At 60.4% G+C, this 16,792-nt stretch carries 16 protein-coding genes and 2 pseudogenes; 6 read left to right on the top strand and 12 right to left on the bottom strand.

The window, feature by feature from the left end; all coding sequences use genetic code 11:
* Positions 1-86: 86 nt before the first annotated feature.
* The 3 genes from cgtA to rplU form a co-directional block, all read right to left on the bottom strand.
* The gene (gene cgtA / locus CQ002_RS14435) at positions 87-1,310 is read right to left on the bottom strand and encodes an Obg family GTPase CgtA (protein ID WP_010206489.1); all 1,224 of its coding nucleotides are present in this window, start codon (positions 1,308-1,310) and stop codon (positions 87-89) included.
* 193 nt (positions 1,311-1,503) lie between these two features.
* Positions 1,504-1,761, bottom strand: coding sequence for a 50S ribosomal protein L27 (gene rpmA / locus CQ002_RS14440; protein WP_003176049.1), 258 nt, complete (start codon positions 1,759-1,761; stop codon positions 1,504-1,506).
* Between the two features lie 34 nt (positions 1,762-1,795).
* A complete protein-coding gene (rplU, locus tag CQ002_RS14445; protein ID WP_007950961.1) occupies positions 1,796-2,110 on the bottom strand; it encodes a 50S ribosomal protein L21 in 315 nt (104 codons plus the stop codon).
* Positions 2,111-2,349: 239 nt separating this feature from the next.
* Here rplU and CQ002_RS14450 point away from each other — a divergent pair, with 239 nt between their 5' ends.
* From CQ002_RS14450 to CQ002_RS14460, 3 genes are all read left to right on the top strand, one after another.
* Positions 2,350-3,318, top strand: a complete 969-nt coding sequence (locus CQ002_RS14450; RefSeq protein ID WP_034109326.1) for a polyprenyl synthetase family protein — start codon at positions 2,350-2,352, stop codon at positions 3,316-3,318.
* 169 nt (positions 3,319-3,487) lie between these two features.
* A complete protein-coding gene (locus tag CQ002_RS14455) occupies positions 3,488-3,829 on the top strand; it encodes a zinc ribbon domain-containing protein YjdM (protein WP_034109327.1) in 342 nt (113 codons plus the stop codon).
* Between the two features lie 161 nt (positions 3,830-3,990).
* Positions 3,991-4,248 carry a hypothetical protein gene (locus CQ002_RS14460; protein ID WP_003194088.1) on the top strand — a complete coding sequence of 86 codons (258 nt, stop codon included), beginning with the start codon at positions 3,991-3,993 and terminating at the stop codon, positions 4,246-4,248.
* A 147-nt stretch (positions 4,249-4,395) separates the two neighbouring features.
* Here CQ002_RS14460 and CQ002_RS14465 read toward each other — a convergent pair whose 3' ends face one another.
* Positions 4,396-5,013 (bottom strand): FKBP-type peptidyl-prolyl cis-trans isomerase, encoded by a 618-nt coding sequence (locus CQ002_RS14465; RefSeq protein WP_003176055.1) that lies wholly within the window; start codon positions 5,011-5,013, stop codon positions 4,396-4,398.
* A gap of 249 nt (positions 5,014-5,262) precedes the next feature.
* Here CQ002_RS14465 and CQ002_RS28860 point away from each other — a divergent pair.
* Together CQ002_RS28860 and CQ002_RS28865 are read left to right on the top strand one after the other, a co-directional pair.
* Positions 5,263-6,327, top strand: a pseudogene (locus CQ002_RS28860) (methyl-accepting chemotaxis protein); the annotation flags it as partial.
* A 261-nt stretch (positions 6,328-6,588) separates the two neighbouring features.
* A pseudogene (locus CQ002_RS28865) lies at positions 6,589-7,182 on the top strand (methyl-accepting chemotaxis protein); the annotation flags it as partial.
* A 636-nt stretch (positions 7,183-7,818) separates the two neighbouring features.
* Here the strand turns inward: CQ002_RS28865 and CQ002_RS14475 are convergent.
* The 4 genes from CQ002_RS14475 to CQ002_RS14490 are packed head-to-tail and all read right to left on the bottom strand — an operon-like array spanning position 7,819 to position 11,918.
* Positions 7,819-8,187: a glyoxalase superfamily protein gene (locus tag CQ002_RS14475; RefSeq protein WP_010206499.1), complete on the bottom strand. Its 369-nt coding sequence runs from the start codon at positions 8,185-8,187 to the stop codon at positions 7,819-7,821.
* A gap of 29 nt (positions 8,188-8,216) precedes the next feature.
* Positions 8,217-9,680 (bottom strand): amidohydrolase family protein, encoded by a 1,464-nt coding sequence (locus CQ002_RS14480; RefSeq protein ID WP_034109329.1) that lies wholly within the window; start codon positions 9,678-9,680, stop codon positions 8,217-8,219.
* 1 nt (position 9,681) lies between these two features.
* Positions 9,682-10,542 carry a MurR/RpiR family transcriptional regulator gene (locus CQ002_RS14485; protein ID WP_034109330.1) on the bottom strand — a complete coding sequence of 287 codons (861 nt, stop codon included), beginning with the start codon at positions 10,540-10,542 and terminating at the stop codon, positions 9,682-9,684.
* Between the two features lie 26 nt (positions 10,543-10,568).
* Entirely contained in the window at positions 10,569-11,918 is a 1,350-nt protein-coding gene (locus tag CQ002_RS14490) for a gluconate:H+ symporter (protein ID WP_105163164.1), read from the bottom strand.
* A gap of 247 nt (positions 11,919-12,165) precedes the next feature.
* Between CQ002_RS14490 and CQ002_RS14495 the strand changes: the two genes are divergently transcribed.
* Positions 12,166-12,546 carry a lysozyme inhibitor LprI family protein gene (locus tag CQ002_RS14495; protein WP_069078167.1) on the top strand — a complete coding sequence of 127 codons (381 nt, stop codon included), beginning with the start codon at positions 12,166-12,168 and terminating at the stop codon, positions 12,544-12,546.
* A 38-nt stretch (positions 12,547-12,584) separates the two neighbouring features.
* Here CQ002_RS14495 and CQ002_RS14500 read toward each other — a convergent pair whose 3' ends face one another.
* The 4 genes from CQ002_RS14500 to CQ002_RS14515 form a co-directional block, all read right to left on the bottom strand.
* Positions 12,585-14,030, bottom strand: coding sequence for a SulP family inorganic anion transporter (locus CQ002_RS14500; RefSeq protein WP_034109332.1), 1,446 nt, complete (start codon positions 14,028-14,030; stop codon positions 12,585-12,587).
* A gap of 194 nt (positions 14,031-14,224) precedes the next feature.
* A complete protein-coding gene (locus tag CQ002_RS14505; RefSeq protein WP_069078166.1) occupies positions 14,225-15,118 on the bottom strand; it encodes an NAD-dependent epimerase/dehydratase family protein in 894 nt (297 codons plus the stop codon).
* A gap of 103 nt (positions 15,119-15,221) precedes the next feature.
* A complete protein-coding gene (locus tag CQ002_RS14510; protein WP_105162852.1) occupies positions 15,222-16,118 on the bottom strand; it encodes a LysR family transcriptional regulator in 897 nt (298 codons plus the stop codon).
* A 30-nt stretch (positions 16,119-16,148) separates the two neighbouring features.
* A complete protein-coding gene (locus CQ002_RS14515; protein ID WP_034109335.1) occupies positions 16,149-16,739 on the bottom strand; it encodes an NAD(P)H-dependent oxidoreductase in 591 nt (196 codons plus the stop codon).
* Between the last annotated feature and the right edge of the window lie 53 nt (positions 16,740-16,792).

Raw genomic sequence — 16,792 nt, forward strand, 5'->3', positions numbered from 1 at the left:
CCCATAACGTTATTCGTGACTACTTTAAAGACTACAGATACCAAAACGCCGCTCGAGTGAGCGGCGCTTAAGTTTACTGCAACGAATCAGTCGCGCACGTAAATGATTTCCGGACCGTCTTCATCATCCACGTCTTCTTCGTCCCAATCATCGTCGCCGATGTCATGGACTGACTTCACGCCGCTGCGGCGCAGGGCACGCTGGTCGTCCAGGGCTTGCAGCTGGGCACGGGCTTCGTCTTCGATGCGCTGGTCGAGTTCGGCCAGTTCGGCCTTGAATACCGGATCGGCGGCCAGGCGGTCGGCACGGTCTTCGAGGTAGCGCATGATGTCGCGGGTCAGGCGTTCGGTGCCTTCTTTGGCGATGGCCGAGATCACGTAGACCGGGCCTTCCCACTCCAGGCGGTCGACGATTTCCTTGACGCGCTCCTCGTGCTCTTCTTCGAGGATCTGGTCGCATTTGTTCAGCACCAGCCAACGATCACGCTCAGCCAGGGACGGGCTGAACTTGGTCAGTTCACTGACGATCACTTCAGCGGCGTCCGGTGCACTGGTGTCATCCAGCGGCGCCATATCCACGAGGTGCAACAGCAGACGGGTACGCGACAAGTGCTTGAGGAAGCGAATCCCTAGGCCTGCGCCATCGGAAGCGCCTTCGATGAGGCCGGGAATGTCGGCGATCACGAAGCTTTTCCAACGGTCAACGCTGACCACGCCCAGGTTGGGTACCAAGGTGGTGAACGGGTAGTCGGCGACTTTCGGCTTGGCGGCCGAAACCGAGCGAATGAAGGTACTTTTACCGGCGTTTGGCAGGCCCAGCAGGCCTACATCGGCGAGTACTTTCATTTCCAGCTTGAGGTCACGCTGCTCGCCGGGCTTGCCTGGCGTGGTCTGGCGTGGCGCACGGTTGGTGCTGGACTTGAATCGGGTGTTACCCAGACCGTGCCAGCCGCCCTGCACAACCATCAGCTTCTGGCCGGCCTTGGTCAGGTCGCCGATCACTTCCTGGGTGGCGGAGTCGATGATCGTGGTGCCGACCGGTACACGCAGTACCAGGTCTTCACCTTTTTTGCCGGTGCAGTCGGTGCTGCCACCGTTGGAGCCACGCTCGGCATCGAAGTGCCGGGTGTAACGGTAGTCGACCAGGGTGTTCAGGTTTTCGTCGGCCATCATGTAGATGGAACCGCCGTCACCGCCGTCACCGCCGTTCGGGCCACCGTTTTCGATGAATTTTTCGCGACGGAAACTCATGCAACCGTTACCGCCGTCGCCTGCTTTTACTCGGATGGAAACTTCATCAACGAACTTCATAACAAAACGCCTCTCGCCGCACGGACGAGCTTAAGAAACCAAGACATAAGACTCTTGCAAAAATGAGCGCAGCGACCTCAATCAACGACCGCAAATCCAGCGCCTGAGCCCATCACAAACAGCTTTGCAAGAGACTCACCCCACAAACGAAAAAGCCCCGTCGCAAGACAGGGCTTTTCCAGCGATCTCGCAATTAAGCTGCGACAACGCTCACGTAACGGCGGTTGAACGCGCCTTTTACTTCAAACTTGATCACGCCTTCGATTTTCGCGAAGAGGGTGTGATCTTTACCCATGCCAACACCGTAACCGGCGTGGAATTGGGTGCCGCGCTGACGCACGATGATGTTGCCCGGAATGATTTTCTGGCCGCCATACATCTTCACGCCAAGGCGTTTGGCTTCTGAGTCGCGACCGTTACGGGTACTACCACCAGCTTTTTTGTGTGCCATGAGTCAATTCTCCTAGTGAGGAATTAGGCTGAAATTAAGCCTGAATACCGGTGATTTTGATCTCGGTGTACCACTGGCGGTGGCCCATACGCTTCATGTGGTGCTTACGACGACGGAACTTGATGATGCGGACTTTATCGTGACGACCTTGGGAGATCACTTCAGCCACAACGGTAGCGCCAGCAACAACTGGAGCGCCGATGTTCACGTCATCGCCATTGGCGACCAACAGAACGCGATCAAAAGTAACGGATTCGCCGGTAGCGACTTCCAGTTTTTCGATCTTCAGGTATTCACCTGGGGCGACTTTGTATTGCTTGCCACCAGTAACAATTACTGCGTACGACATGGTATTTCTCCGATAATCCTGCTCACCCAGCGCTTTATAAGAAGAGGTATTGGCTGGCATGGCTGCATGGGATGGACGTCCCGAATGCAATTGCGTAAGGCAGGTGCTGCCCAGGAAGTTCAGGGTGCGCGATTGTACGCAAGGCAACCGGGTGTTGCAAGAGGCCGTCTATCGCGCCTTGACACTACGGGGCCTGGGTCCTAGCATGCCGCGCAACCCTTCTGGAGCGACTGTCGCTGATGCAACCCCAAGCTTTCTACCGCGCGGTCGCGGACGATTTTAGCGCCGTCGACGGCATCATCAAGAAGCAGCTGACTTCTAAAGTGCCGCTGGTCTCCAAAATTGGCGACTACATTACGTCGGCGGGCGGTAAACGCCTGCGTCCTTTATTAGTGTTGCTGTGCGGCAAGGCCCTGGGTCGCGAAGGCGATGACGTGCGCCTGCTGGCTGCCACTATCGAATTCCTGCACACCGCCACCCTGCTCCATGACGACGTGGTCGACATGTCTGGCATGCGCCGTGGCCGCGAGACCGCCAATGCCATGTGGGGCAATGCCCCTAGCGTGCTGGTTGGCGACTTCCTGTACTCGCGCTCGTTCGAGATGATGGTCGAACTCGGCTCGATGCCCGTCATGAAGATTCTTTCGCAGGCCACGCGCATCATCGCCGAAGGCGAAGTGCTGCAACTGTCGAAGGTCCGTGACGCCAGCACCACCGAAGAAACCTACATGGAAGTGATTCGCGGCAAAACCGCGATGCTCTTCGAAGCCTCCACCCACAGCGCGGCCGCGCTGTGCGGTGCGACGGCCGAACAAGCCGAAGCCCTGCGCACCTTTGGTGACCACCTGGGTGTGGCGTTCCAGTTGGTAGACGACCTGCTCGACTATAAAGGCGACGCCGAAACCCTGGGCAAGAACGTCGGCGATGACCTGGCCGAGGGCAAGCCGACCTTGCCGCTGATCTACACCATGCGCGAAGGCACGCCGGAACAGGCCGCCCTGGTGCGCAAGGCGATCCAGAAAGGCGGGATCGAAGACCTGGAGGCCATCCGTGCCGCTGTCGAGGCGTCCGGCTCCCTGGAGTACACCGCGCAACTGGCACGCGACTACGTGGCCCGTGCGATCAAGTGCCTGGAAGCCCTTCCGGCCAGCGAATACCGGGACGCCCTGGTTGAGCTGAGTGAGTTTGCGGTCGCGCGTACACACTGATTGCGCACTCAGTAATCTGGAAACTGGCTGGCCTGCGATAACGGGAGTGAATTCACTGCCGCTCTCGCAGGCCAGCCAGTTTCCACATTAGCCCGAGCCCAACCCCACCCACCTCTAAAACCCTATATAATGTGCGCTTTTTAGCCATCCTGACTTTCAAGGAGCTTTAGTGAGCACGTTGCCACCCTGCCCGAAATGCAATTGCGAATACACCTACGAAGACGGCGCCCAGCTGATCTGCCCGGAATGCGCCCATGAGTGGTCCGCTAATGACGAGGCCGAAGCAGCCAGCGACGAAACCGTGAAGAAAGACTCTGTGGGCAACGTCCTGCAGGACGGCGACACCATCACCGTGATCAAAGACCTCAAGGTCAAGGGCACGTCCCTGGTGGTCAAGGTCGGCACCAAGGTCAAGAACATCCGTCTGTGCGACGGCGACCACGATATCGATTGCAAGATCGACGGTATCGGCCCGATGAAGCTCAAGTCCGAGTTCGTGCGCAAAGTCTGAACCTGCTGTCTCCATCCCGCGCCCGCCGCGGGATGGCGTTTCGCCCTCCTCGTTGATCGAACGCAATATCCACACAGAAAAAACCAGAAACCGCCAATAGGCACTTGCTATTCTACGAATAAGAATTATTCTCATTGAAACCCATCAAGGAGATGCGACCCATGACTTATTTGATAGATGCCTGGCTGGACCGCCCACACCCTTACCTGCGGATCCTGCATCGGGAAACCGGCGAAGTCTGTGCGGTACTGGAAGAAGAAGCGCTGAATGAACTGCAGGACCAGGGTGACCTGGACGTCAACGGGCTGAGCTCGAGTGAACCTGGGGTACTGAAGGAGGTGGTGCGTAATCTGTTTCTGTTCTGCTATGCCCGAGCGTTGCGCCCGGCGACGGAGCTGAATGGCAAGTTCCATCCATGAAAACATCCACAAGACCTGAGTGCACCGGCTTCATAGGGGAACCGGGCGCGCCCGCGATGCAGACAACTCGGTCAACCCTGCTACCGAGGTGATGCTATCGCAGGCAAGCCGCCTCCCACATGAAGCCGGCGCCGATGCTATCGGGTCTTACAGAACGTCGAGCAGCTCGACGTCGAACACCAGAACGCTGTGCGGCGGGATGCTACCAACGCCTTGAGCGCCGTAAGCCAGTTCGCTCGGCACGTACAGACGCCATTTGCTGCCGGCATTCATCAGTTGCAGGGCTTCGGTCCAGCCAGCGATCACGCCGCCAACCGGGAATTCTGCAGGCTGGCCGCGCTCGTAGGAGCTGTCGAACACAGTGCCGTCGATCAGGGTGCCGTGGTAGTGGGTACGTACCTGGTCTTCACGGGTCGGCTTGGCGCCATCACCTGCGGTCAACACTTCGAACTGCAGGCCGGAAGCCAGGGTGGTGATGCCATCACGCTTGGCGTTTTCAGCCAGGAACGCCAGGCCAGCGCCAGCCGCGGCTTCAGCCTTGGCCGCTGCTTCGGCTTGCATGATTTCGCGGATCACTTTGAAGCTGGCAGCCATTTGCTCTTGGTCAACGCGGCTAGGCTTGCCGGCGAACGCGTCGGTCAGGCCAGCCAGGATCGCGTCCAGGCTTACGCCCGGTGGCGGGTTGTCGCGCAGTTGGTCGCCCAACTGACGGCCGATACCGTAGCTGACGCGGGTTTCGTCGGTGGACAGATTAACTTCGGACATGAAGAGGCTCCGCTGTAGGACAACACGTGTTTCCCCGTGCTACCCAGAACTAAAAGGGCCAGCAGACTAGCACACAAGACCCACCCATGATCAGCCCTCCCCGGCCGCTCCCTGCAATCGCGCCCCTTCGTCACCCCTGACAAAATAGCATTTCAGATTCACCGCTTGCCGCCGATACAGCCCTACACAGCAGCTGGCTCCAAAATCAATAACCGTCCAGCACACCCCATCATTCTTGCGGAGCATTCGATGAATAGCTGGTTCGGCAACATCAGCGTCAACCTCAAACTGGGCCTGGGCTTCGGCCTGGTGCTTGTCCTCACGTCGATACTGGCATTGACTGGCTGGACCAGCCTGGGCAGCCTGATCGACCGCAGTAACTGGATGAGCGATATCACCCAGCTCAACGCGTCGTTGACCAAACTGCGCATCGTGCGCCTGCAATACATGCTCGCCAACGGCGACGAAGCGGTGGCCCAGAACGTACAGACCAACCTGGATGCCTTCGCCGCCCAGCAACAGAAATTGCTGGATAGCTTCAAGAGCCCGGAAAACCTCAAGCTGCTCAACGAGCAGAAATCCATCATCACTGCGTACCAGCAGTCGTTGAACAAAATGCGCGAGGCCTACCGTAATGGCAACGCCTCCCGCCAGGTGATGGGCGACAAAGCCGACATCGCCAACGCACAGATCGATGCGTTGGAAGCCAGCGTGAAGCAAATGCCCGACAGTTCGGAGCATCTTGCCCAATTCCAGGCCGTGGCCGACGCCAAGATGCAATTCCAGTTGGCCCGCTACGAAGTGCGCGGCTACACCGGCAACGTCAACCCGGACACAGAAGCCCGCGCTGCCGCACAGATTGAAAAAGCCATCGCCGGCTTGAAAAACCTCAGCGCCGCCTTCGGTACCAGCCAGCAAAGCGCATTGACCGCGCTGGAAACCGCCCTGGGTGCCTATCGCAGCGCCGTGCAGAACTACAAGGCGGCCAACGCCAACATCGTTAACGCCCGTGCCGAAATGACGACACAAGGTGCCGACATCGTCACGATCAGCGACAAGCTGTACGAGATTCAACTGACTCGCCGCGATGCCGAAAGCGACCAGGCCCGTAGCCTGCAGTTGATCAGCACGTTGCTGGCACTGCTGGTGGGCATCATCGCCGCACTGATCATCACCCGCCAGATCACTCGCCCGATCCAGGAAACCCTGGCCGTGGTGGAACGCATTGCCTCCGGCGACTTGAGCCACAACATCCAGGTCACTCGTCGGGATGAATTGGGCGTGCTGCAACAAGGTATCCAGCGCATGGGCACCACCCTGCGTGAATTGATCAGCGGCATCCGCGACGGCGTGACCCAGATCGCCAGCGCCGCTGAAGAGTTGTCGGCCGTGACCGAACAAACCAGCGCCGGCGTGAACAGCCAGAAGATCGAGACCGATCAGGTCGCCACGGCGATGCACGAAATGACCGCCACGGTGCAGGAAGTCGCACGTAACGCCGAACAAGCCTCCCTGGCGGCAGCCGATGCCGATGGCCAAGCCCGCGCAGGCGACAAAGTGGTGGCTGAGGCCATCGCCCAGATCGAGCGCCTGGCCGCTGAAGTGGCACGTTCCACTGACGCCATGACCCACCTGCAACAAGAGAGCAACAAGATCGGCAGCGTGATGGACGTGATCAAGGCCGTCGCCGAACAGACCAACCTGCTGGCCCTCAACGCCGCGATTGAAGCGGCGCGTGCCGGTGAAGCCGGTCGTGGGTTTGCCGTGGTGGCTGACGAAGTGCGCGGCCTGGCCCAGCGCACGCAGAAGTCCACCGAGGAAATCGAAGGCCTGGTCGCCGGGTTGCAGAATGGCACCCAGCAAGTGGCCAATGTGATGAACAACAGCCGCAGCCTCACCGACAGCAGTGTCGAGCTGACCCGCAAGGCCGGCGTGTCGCTGGAGAACATCACGCGTACGGTGTCGAATATCCAGTCGATGAACCAGCAGATCGCCGCCGCCGCCGAGCAGCAAAGCGCCGTGGCTGAAGAGATCAGCCGCAGCATTGTGAATGTGCGTGATGTGTCGGAACAGACCGCTACGGCGAGTGACGAGACAGCCAAGTCGAGTGTGGAACTGGCGCGGCTGGGCAGCCAGTTGCAGCAGATGGTCAGTCATTTCCGGGTGTAAGCAACCAAAAAGCCGCCTCGGCCTAGACCGAGGCGGCTCCACTTCTCAGACCTTAGCGGTCATCGAAGCTGTCCCGCAGGAACTTCCAGACGTGATAAGCACGTAGGCAGTTCACTACGAGGTTCCACGTACGTCGTGCAAACTTAGACATACTCGGCCCTCCGTGAGTTGGGCCTTACCTCCAGCGCACTTACCGGAACACGTGAGCCTTTGGACGCGGGTCATCGCATCTTTGAGGCGGCCGGGCTAATGGGCTTCCCGCATGAATCCGGCACGGATTACTAGCCCGTGGCGATCAGTCCAAAATTCGCGCGCGTACCCGGCTCACCTAAAAGCAACCAACGCAGAACGGGGTGAAGCCTAACCAAAATCCGCCATGAAGGTGTGACGGAAAGTGGTTAAATATCCAGTAGTTGTTTCGAAGATTTACGGCAAGCTACTGCAGCGGAAATCGACATAATGAAACGCTCAAGATTATCGGTGCCGACCATCGCCTAACCTTGCGCGATAAAATGACCGTCGGTAGTATCCGCCTGCGGGTCATTGCATCTTTGAGACAGCAACCCCAGCCACTAACTGGGATTGCAAAAAAAACCGCCCTACCAAGGCGGTTTTTTATTGCCTGCGATTTGCCCTTCAGCCCTCGCCTTCCTCGACAAACACCACGCGATTCCCGAACGGGTCCTTGATGCTCATCTCCCGCGATCCCCAAGGTGTTTCCTCAACCCCAGGCTTGGCATACCGATAATCCTTGCCCGCCAACTGCTGCTGATAGGCGTCCACCCCTTGCGCCTGGATCCGCACCGCAGCACCCGGCGAGGCATCGCCATGATGCTCAGTCAAATGCAGCACACATTCACCCAACGACACCTGCAAATACAGCGGGAAATTCGCCTCGAAACGATGCTGCCAATCCACCTTGAACCCCAGGAAATCGACGTAGAATTCCAACGCCTTGGCCTCGTCGAAAATCCGCAGGATAGGGGTGACTTTTCCTAAGTGCATGGTGACCGCTCCGTGTATGAGAGCCACCACTATAGAGACGAAAACCCACGACGCAAATCCCCAGTACGTGCCAGGAAGCGACCCGGTCGCCGGCCATTGGCCTGCCCATCGCTATAGCTCAACACGCCGTTGACCCACACCCCATCGATGCCCTCCGCTGCGCGTTGCGGCGCCTTGAAATCCGCCATGTCGCGCACGCGCAGCGGGTCGAACAACACCAGGTCGGCCCAGTGCCCTGCGCGAATTTCACCTCGCTCGGCCAGGCCAAAACGCGCCGCCGAAAGGCCGGTCATCTTGTGCACGGCGGTGTGCAATGGGAACAACCCGACATCGCGGCTGAAATGCCCCAATACCCGTGGAAACGCGCCCCACAAACGCGGATGCGGGAACGGATCCTCGGGCAACCCATCTGACCCGACCATCGACAGCGGGTGCGCCAGTATGCGCCGCACATCCGCTTCATCCATCCCGTAATACACCGCGCCCGCCGGTTGTAGCCGGCGCGCTGCGTCCATCAATGAAACGTCCCACTCTGCGGCAATATCCTGCAGATCTCGCCCGCCCAGTTCCGGGTGCGGCGTCGACCAGGTGATGGTGATACGAAACGCGTCGGTCACCTGCTTGAGATCCAGGGTCGAGGAACTCGCAGCATAGGGGTAGCAATCACAGCCCACCGGATGGGTTTTCGCCGCCAGTTCCAACGAGGCCAACAGCTGCGGGCTACGCCCCCAGTTACCGGCACCGGCACATTTGAGGTGGGAAATGATCACGGGTGCCTGGGCATGCCGGCCGATCAGGAACGCTTCGTCCATCGCCTCCAGCACCGGTTCGAATTCACTGCGCAAGTGGGTGGTGTACACCGCACCGAACGCGGTGAGTTCCTCACTCAATTGCAGCACCTCGTCGGTCTCGGCGTTGAACGCACTGGCGTAGGCCAGGCCTGTGGATAAACCAAGGGCACCGGCGTCGAGGCTCTCTCGCAACTGCACGCGCATGGCCGCGATTTCATCCGTGGAGGCGGTGCGGTGCAGGTCGTCCATATGGTTGCTGCGCAACGCGGTATGGCCGATCAGTGCAGCGACGTTCACCGCCGGATGGGCACCTTCCACAGCGGCGCGGTAATCGGCAAAGCGCGGGTAAGTGAAAGCCTCACGCGTACCCAACAGGTTCATCGGGTCCGGCGGATCGCTGCGCAAGCTCACCGGCGACGCGCTGATACCACAGTTGCCCACAATGACCGTGGTCACACCCTGGCTGAGCTTGGGGAGCATCTGTGGATGACGAATCACCACCGTGTCATCGTGGGTGTGCACGTCGATGAAACCCGGTGCCAAGACGCAGCCACTCGCATCGATCTCATGCTCAGCCTGGGCGTTCGACAGGTCGCCAATCGTCTCGATGCGCCCGTCGCGCAGGCCCACATCGGCCACATAGCCCGGGGTGTTGCTGCCATCGATGATCAGCGCCTGGCGTATCAGCGTGTCGTATCTCATATCAGTCTCCAAGCGGCAGGCTGTCAGGGCCGCCGCGATAATCGTCCAGGGCCAGCTTGATCCGCCGCAGACGCTCCTGGTTGTCATCCGGCAGGGCCAGGGCCAGTTCGGTGGCGAGCAGGTCGATGGCCAGCAGCATGCCGTAGCGCGCCGCAGTGGGCTTATAGATAAAGCTGGTTTCCGCCGGCTGCAGGGGCAGCAGTACATCCGCCAGCCGAGCCAACGGCGAGTCGGCCAAGGTGATGGCAACCATGCGCGCGTCGTAGTTGCGCGCCAGCTCCACCACGTCCAGCAGTTCGGGCGTCAGGCCGGTCAAAGAACACACGATAAGCGCATGCTCCGGCCCCAGTGTTGCGGCGGTGACGCGCATCATCACCGGGTCATGGCAGGCGGCAATCGGATAGCCCAGGCGTACCAGGCGTACTTGCAACTCATCGCTGCACAGGCTCGACGGGCCGCCCATGCCGAATGCGTGGATCATCCGCGCCTTGCCCAGCAGGTTGACCGCATCGACGAAGCTGGCCTGGTTGAACCCCGACAAGTGCTGACGCAACGTCGCCTCGATATCCCCCAGGATCTGCCGGTGAAATGCCGACTGCTCGGGCAACCCCGCAGGGTCGAGGTAGCGACTGCCCACCCCACTGGCCTGGGCCAATTGCAGGCGCAAGTCACGCAGGTCGCGACAGCCCACACTGCGCGCGAACCGCGACAGGGTGGCGGTGCTCACCTCGGCCCGTTGGGACAACTCTTCCAGGCTGGCCGACGCGGCAAACCCCACGTCATCGAGCATCAGCTTGGCGATACGCCCTTCGCCGGCGCTGAAGGCGTCCTGGCGGGCGCGGATCTGGTAGAGGATGTCCATGGGGTCTCCGGGTTATAAGATGAGGCTCATAAAACAAGAGACAGGCCGTAGGTGAGACCGAAGGCCACCACAGAAATCAAAGTCTCCAGCACGGTCCAGGTCTTGAAGGTCTGGATCACCGTCATATTGAAGTATTCCTTGATCAGCCAGAAGCCGCCGTCGTTCACGTGGGAAAAAATCACCGAGCCGGCGCCGGTGGCCAGCACCAGCAATTCGGGGTGTGGATAGCCAAGGCCCATGGCGACAGGCGCCACCACGCCGGACGCGGTGGTCATGGCGACCGTGGCCGAGCCCGTGGCAATACGCATCAGTGCGGCAAACAGCCAACCCATGACCAATGGCGACAGATGAAAAGCGTGGGCCAGCCCCAGAATTTCGTTGGTCACACCCGCATCCACCAGGATGCGATTCAAACCGCCGCCCGCCCCCACCAACAAGGTGATGCTCGCGGTGGGAGCCAGACATTCATTGGTGAACTTGAGGATCGACTCGCGGTTGAAACCCTGCGCAATACCCAAGGTCCAGAAGCTCACCAATGTGGCCACCAGGAGCGCAATCACCGAGTTGCCGATAAACAGCAGGAACTGGTTGAAACCGCTGCCCGGCGTGGAGATCGCGTTGGCCCAGCCGCCGATCATCATCAGCACCACCGGCAACAGGATAGTGCCCATGGTCAGCGTGAAGCTTGGCAAGCGCGTACGCGGTTCGCGGTCGATGAACTGGCGTTCCAGCGGGTTCTGCGCCGGCAGGTGAATACGCGGCACGATGAATTTGGCGTAGACCGGGCCGGCAATGATTGCCGTAGGAATGCCGATCAGAATCGCATACAACACGGTCTGCCCCACCGACGCGTTATACGCCAGCACCGCCATCATCGCCGCCGGATGCGGCGGCACCAGCGCATGCACCACCGACAGACCGGCAACCATCGGCAGCCCGACCATCAGGATCGACACGCCCACCCGCCGCGCAACGGTAAAGGCGATCGGCACCAGCAACACAAAACCGACCTCGAAAAACAGTGGCAACCCCACCAGGAAAGCGATGCATACCATGGCCCAGTGGGCGTTGCGCTCGCCGAACCGATTGATCAACGTGCGTGCCACCTGCTCGGCACCGCCGGACTCGGCCATCATCTTGCCGAGCATGGTGCCCAGCGCCACGACCAGGGCGATATGCCCCAAGGTTTTGCCGACGCCGGCCTCGTAGGAACCCATGATGGTATCCGCCGGCATCCCTGCCGTCAGCGCCAGGCCGATGGACACCAGGGTGATGACGATGAACGGGTTGAGCCGGTAACGTGCAATCAGCACGATCAAAGCGATAATGGCGATGGCAGCGTATGCCAGTAGCCCGAAGCCCGGTGATGCGGCCATGCGGTACTCCTCGGAAAGGGTCACGTCGAATTGGTTGTGAAACTCATAAATCATTACCGAGGAGTATTTTCAATTTTAATGAAAGTAATTTTCGCCCACAGATAAGCGCTGTCGCGTTGGGATATGCCCGACAACCGTCTATGAAAATTCGGGGGGTGTTCTTACATGAAGATCAGCCGATGCCGGAAACTCAACGCGCACCTTCGCGTCATAGAATGCGCCTCCCCCCATGCCCAGGATACCGACCATGATTCGCACCGCTTTTGTCGCCAGCACGCTGTTCCTCGCCCTATGCACCACGGCTTCGGCCGCCGACAACGCGGCGTTGAAAAAATGCATGGACACCGCCAACACGACCGCCGACATGGTCAATTGCAACGCCAAGGAAGCCAAGGTGCAGGACGCGCGCCTGAACAGGGCCTACAAGACCGCCCTTGCCGCCCAGGAAGGCGCGCGCAAGCAGCAACTGCAGGACGTGCAGCGCCTGTGGATAAAATACCGTGACGCCAATTGCGGCTTCGCAGGCTCGGCCACCGGCGGCACTATCGACCAGGTCAACGGCTCCGGGTGTGTGCTCGACATGACACAGACCCGCGCACAGGAACTCGAAGACCTGGTCGGGCCATAAATCCCCCGTGCAGGAGCCGGTTGCCAGCGCCTGCAACGTCAGTCGTGGTGAACCTTGGCTCGCTTGAGCAGCTTCTTGCAGCGCTCCGACAAATGCAGCACCCGCAGGTGCTTGCCGGCCTTGGCATAGCGCTCGCGCAAGGTCATCAGCGCGGCAATCGCCGAGTAGTCGACAAAGCTCAGGTGACGGCAATCGAGCGTCACCTGTGCCGGGTCGTTGGCCGGGTCGAATTGATTCAGGAACGGCGTGGTCGAGGCGAAGAACAACGTGCCATGCAGGCGATAGAGCTTGCTGCCATCGGCCTCCAAGTGCTCATCCGCATACAGCTCCCGCGCTTGTTGCCAGGCGAAATTCAACGCTGCAATCACAATCCCGCACAGCACCGCCGTGGCCAGGTCGGTGAACACGGTGATGACGGTCACCGCGATAATCACCAACACGTCATTGAGCGGCACCTTGTTGATCACCCGCAGCGAAGCCCAGGCAAACGTCTGCTGCGACACCACGAACATCACCCCCACCAGCGCCGCCAGCGGGATCCGCTCGATAAACGGTGACAGGAACAGAATGAACAACAGGATCATCACCCCGGCGAACACCCCGGAGAAACGCCCGCGCCCGCCGGAGCTGAGGTTGATCACGGTTTGCCCGATCATCGCGCAACCGCCCATGCCCCCGAACAGGCCCGAGACCATATTCGCGGCGCCCAGGGCTACGCTTTCGCGGTCGGGGTAGCCGCGAGTCTCGGTGATTTCGTCAGTGAGGTTGAGGGTCAGCAGGGTTTCCAGCAACCCGACCATGGCCATCAGGAACGCATAGGGCGCAATGATGCCCAGGGTTTCCAGGGTCCACGGGACTTGCGGCAGGGCAAAGGTCGGCAGGCCGCCAGCGATGTGGGCCATGTCGCCCAGCGTGCGCGTGGGCAGGCCGAGCAGGTACACCGCCAGGCCGACGCCGAGGATCGCCACCAATGCGGGCGGCACGGCGCGGGTGATGCGCGGCAGCAGGTAGACGATGGCCATGGTCACCAGCACCAGGCCGGTCATCACGTACAGCGGCGTGCCACTGAGCCAGTGCTCACCGTTCTTGAAGTGCTCCAATTGCGCCAGGGCAATGATGATTGCCAGGCCGTTGACGAACCCCAGCATCACCGAGTGCGGCACCATGCGCACCAGCTTGCCCAGGCGCAGCAGGCCGAAGGCGACCATGATCAGCCCGCCCAGCAACACCGTGGCCAGCAAATACGCCACGCCGTGTTGCACCACCAACGCAACGATCACCACCGCCATCGAGCCCGCCGCACCGGACACCATGCCGGGGCGGCCGCCAAATAATGCCGTGAGGGTGCAGATGATAAAGGCGCCATACAGCCCCATGAGCGGGTTGAGATGGGCCACCAGGGCAAAGGCGATGCATTCGGGCAGCAACGCGAAAGACGTGGTGAGGCCGGCCAGGGCATCGGCGCGCAGACGGGTGAGGTTCATGGGGTACCAGGGCATTGCGGGGGATTAGGCGGGGAATGGTACGGAATTGAAGGAGGTGGGGCTAGTCTCGAAGAGCGTATCGCCCCCTTCGCAAGCAAGCCCGCCCCCACACTGACTGCATTCCAACGTTGGAACTCGGTCAACTATGGGAGCGGGCTTGCCCGCGAAGGCAGCAGCGCAGTATCACGCGAACATCACACCATCTCGTTGCGAATCCACTCCACCACCGATGTGCGCTTCGGCGCCCAGCCCAGCAGTTCACGGGCATGCTTGCCGCGCACTCGGCTGTTGGAACCCAGGCCATAGTTAGCCATTTCATAGCCCCACTCGGCTTCGGCGTCCGCCAATGGCCAATCCTGCGGTTTGCCCAGGTTCAGCGCGTCGGCAATCGCGGTGGTCATGTCGATGAATGACGCCTCGCCGCTTTCCACGAAGTAGAAGGTGCCCGGTACATTCTTCGTCAACGCCAGCAGGTACAGCGCCACGACATCTTCAATGTGCACGTTGGACCAGATGTTCTGCCCGGTGCCCACATGGCGCACCACGCCGCTCTTGCGTGCCTGCTTGAGCAGACGGGGCAATTGCACGCTGTCGCGCTTCACACCCAGGCTGTGCCCGTAGATCAGGGTGTTACAGATCACCGCCGAATTCACCCCGTCCTTGGCAGCCGCCAGAATCAGGTTGTCGATGGCCACGCGGGCAGCCTTGTCGACCGTCGGTTCTGGCAGGCTGTCTTCGAAGTAGATGACATCGCTGGACTTGCCACCCGACGCGTCACCGACGATGCTTGAACCGCTGGTGTGCAGGAACGGCTTGTTCGAACCCTTCAAGGCAGCCAGCAGAGTTTCTACGGCGGCGCGATGGTCGCTGCTCGCAGCGTTGATCACCGCATCAGCCTTGCGCGCTTGCTCAGTCAATACGGCGGTGTCGTCAAGGTTGCCGATCACCGGGGTAATGCCCAGGGCGGTCATTTCAGCCGCTTGCTCGGCGCTGCGCACCAGGCCGGTGACAGTGTGGCCAGCCTTGACCAGGCCGGTCGCGATGGAACCACCGATAAAACCTGCGGCGCCGGTAACGAATACGTTCATGGAGAGTGCTCCTGACGGGGTAAGTGATGCGTCCAGTATCAGGGCCTCATCCCTGACGAATAAGCCCCTGTTGCCCAATTCACTCTTGCGCCAAGGTCACGAATCAACAGGCATACCGCGCCAGCTTGGCCTGTATGAAGTCCAGGAAGCACTGGATGCGCAACGCCAACTGCGAGTTGCGATAGAACACCGCGTGGATCGGCTGGCGATAACCGCTGTTGAACGCCTCCAGCACCGGCACCAGGCGCCCGGCGTCGATATCGTCGATGGTCATGAAGTTCGACAGGCAGCAGATGCCCTGCCCCTCCAGCGTCAACTGGCGCACGGTTTCGCCACTGGAGGCCGCCACGCTGGGCTGGATCAGCCAACGGTCGCCCTCCACATGGCGCAGCGGCCAGTGGTTGAGGGTTTCGGTCTGGGTGAACCCCAGCAAGGTATGGTCCGCCAACTCGGCGACCGTGGTCGGTGTGCCGTATTGCTTGAGGTAGCCGGGGCTGGCGAGGATATGCAGCGGCGTGGAGCCGAGGGCGCGCGCATGCAGGGTGGAGTCGGCCAGGGCACCGATGCGAATGGCGATATCGGTGCTCTGTTCCAGCAGGTCGATGATCAAGTCGTCGCTGTTCAGCTCCAGCTGGATTTCCGGGTAGAGGCTGCGAAACTCGGCAATGTACGGCACGATCCCATGCAGCATGAACGGCACGGCGGCATTGATACGCAGGCGACCCGCCGGTTTTTTCTGGCGTGACGACAGGCGTTCTTCCAACTCATCCATCTGTGCCAGGATCACCTTGGCCTGCTCGAAGAAATACTTGCCCTCTTCGGTCAGGTCCATGCGCCGCGTGGTGCGGTTGATCAGCGTGGTGTCGAGCTTGGCTTCCAGGCGCGACAAGGTACGGCTGACCGCCGAGGGCGTCTGCCCGACCTGCTCTGCGGCAGCGGAAATCGACCCGCATTCAATCACACTGACGAAGATCTGTAGCTCATCGGATCGGGCTTTCACAGGCGCTCCTCGTTATCGGTTCACAGCAGCTTACACCGAGATATTGAACACCTGCGCCAGATGCTGTTCGTAGCGCGCCACGTCAGCCTCGATGGCCGGGCGCTTCATCACGTCCACACACAGGAAGGTCGGCAGGCCCGTCATACCGAGGAACTCGTTGGCCTTGTGGAACGGGAAGTACACCGCGTCCACGCCCTTGGCTTCAAAGAAGTCGGTCGGGTCGTCGAAGGCTTGCTGGGGCGCGTTCCAGGTCAGCGACAACATGTACTGCTTGCCCTGGACCAGGCCGCCGCTGCCGTACTTCTGCGATGCGTCGGAACGGGTGCGGCCGTCGCTGGCGTACAGGCTGCCGTGGCCTTGGGTAAAGACTTCATCAATGTACTTTTTGACGATCCACGGTGCGCCCATCCACCAACCGGGCATCTGGTAGATGATCACATCGGCCCAGAGGTATTTCGCGACTTCTTCGGCAACGTCATAGCCTTCGTCGATATGGGTGACGTTGACATCGAGGCCAGCGCGGTCCAGCAACGCCACGGCGGCGTCATGCAGGGTGCTGTTGTAGCGACCATCGGAGTGAGCGAACTGTTTGCCGCCGTTGAGCAGGAGGACTTTTTTCATGGGAGGGCATCCAGAGGGGTTAAAAATGTCTGCCGGCAGGCTAACGACATTGG

Source organism: Pseudomonas sp. MYb13 (assembly GCF_002980075.1).
Taxonomy (GTDB): domain Bacteria; phylum Pseudomonadota; class Gammaproteobacteria; order Pseudomonadales; family Pseudomonadaceae; genus Aquipseudomonas; species Aquipseudomonas lurida.

Bases quoted from the DNA above. Each gene is read 5' to 3' on its own strand.
- CQ002_RS14490 (WP_105163164.1), bottom strand. From the start codon at position 11,918: ATGGCCGCATCACCGGGCTTCGGGCTACTGGCATACGCTGCCATCGCC.
- rplU (WP_007950961.1), bottom strand. From the start codon at position 2,110: ATGTCGTACGCAGTAATTGTTACTGGTGGCAAGCAATACAAAGTCGCC.
- cgtA (WP_010206489.1), bottom strand. From the start codon at position 1,310: ATGAAGTTCGTTGATGAAGTTTCCATCCGAGTAAAAGCAGGCGACGGC.
- CQ002_RS14460 (WP_003194088.1), top strand. From the start codon at position 3,991: ATGACTTATTTGATAGATGCCTGGCTGGACCGCCCACACCCTTACCTG.
- CQ002_RS14450 (WP_034109326.1), top strand. From the start codon at position 2,350: ATGCAACCCCAAGCTTTCTACCGCGCGGTCGCGGACGATTTTAGCGCC.
- CQ002_RS14515 (WP_034109335.1), bottom strand. From the start codon at position 16,739: ATGAAAAAAGTCCTCCTGCTCAACGGCGGCAAACAGTTCGCTCACTCC.
- CQ002_RS14465 (WP_003176055.1), bottom strand. From the start codon at position 5,013: ATGTCCGAAGTTAATCTGTCCACCGACGAAACCCGCGTCAGCTACGGT.
- CQ002_RS14505 (WP_069078166.1), bottom strand. From the start codon at position 15,118: ATGAACGTATTCGTTACCGGCGCCGCAGGTTTTATCGGTGGTTCCATC.
- CQ002_RS14475 (WP_010206499.1), bottom strand. From the start codon at position 8,187: ATGCACTTAGGAAAAGTCACCCCTATCCTGCGGATTTTCGACGAGGCC.
- CQ002_RS14495 (WP_069078167.1), top strand. From the start codon at position 12,166: ATGATTCGCACCGCTTTTGTCGCCAGCACGCTGTTCCTCGCCCTATGC.
- CQ002_RS14480 (WP_034109329.1), bottom strand. From the start codon at position 9,680: ATGAGATACGACACGCTGATACGCCAGGCGCTGATCATCGATGGCAGC.
- rpmA (WP_003176049.1), bottom strand. From the start codon at position 1,761: ATGGCACACAAAAAAGCTGGTGGTAGTACCCGTAACGGTCGCGACTCA.
- CQ002_RS14485 (WP_034109330.1), bottom strand. From the start codon at position 10,542: ATGGACATCCTCTACCAGATCCGCGCCCGCCAGGACGCCTTCAGCGCC.
- CQ002_RS14500 (WP_034109332.1), bottom strand. From the start codon at position 14,030: ATGAACCTCACCCGTCTGCGCGCCGATGCCCTGGCCGGCCTCACCACG.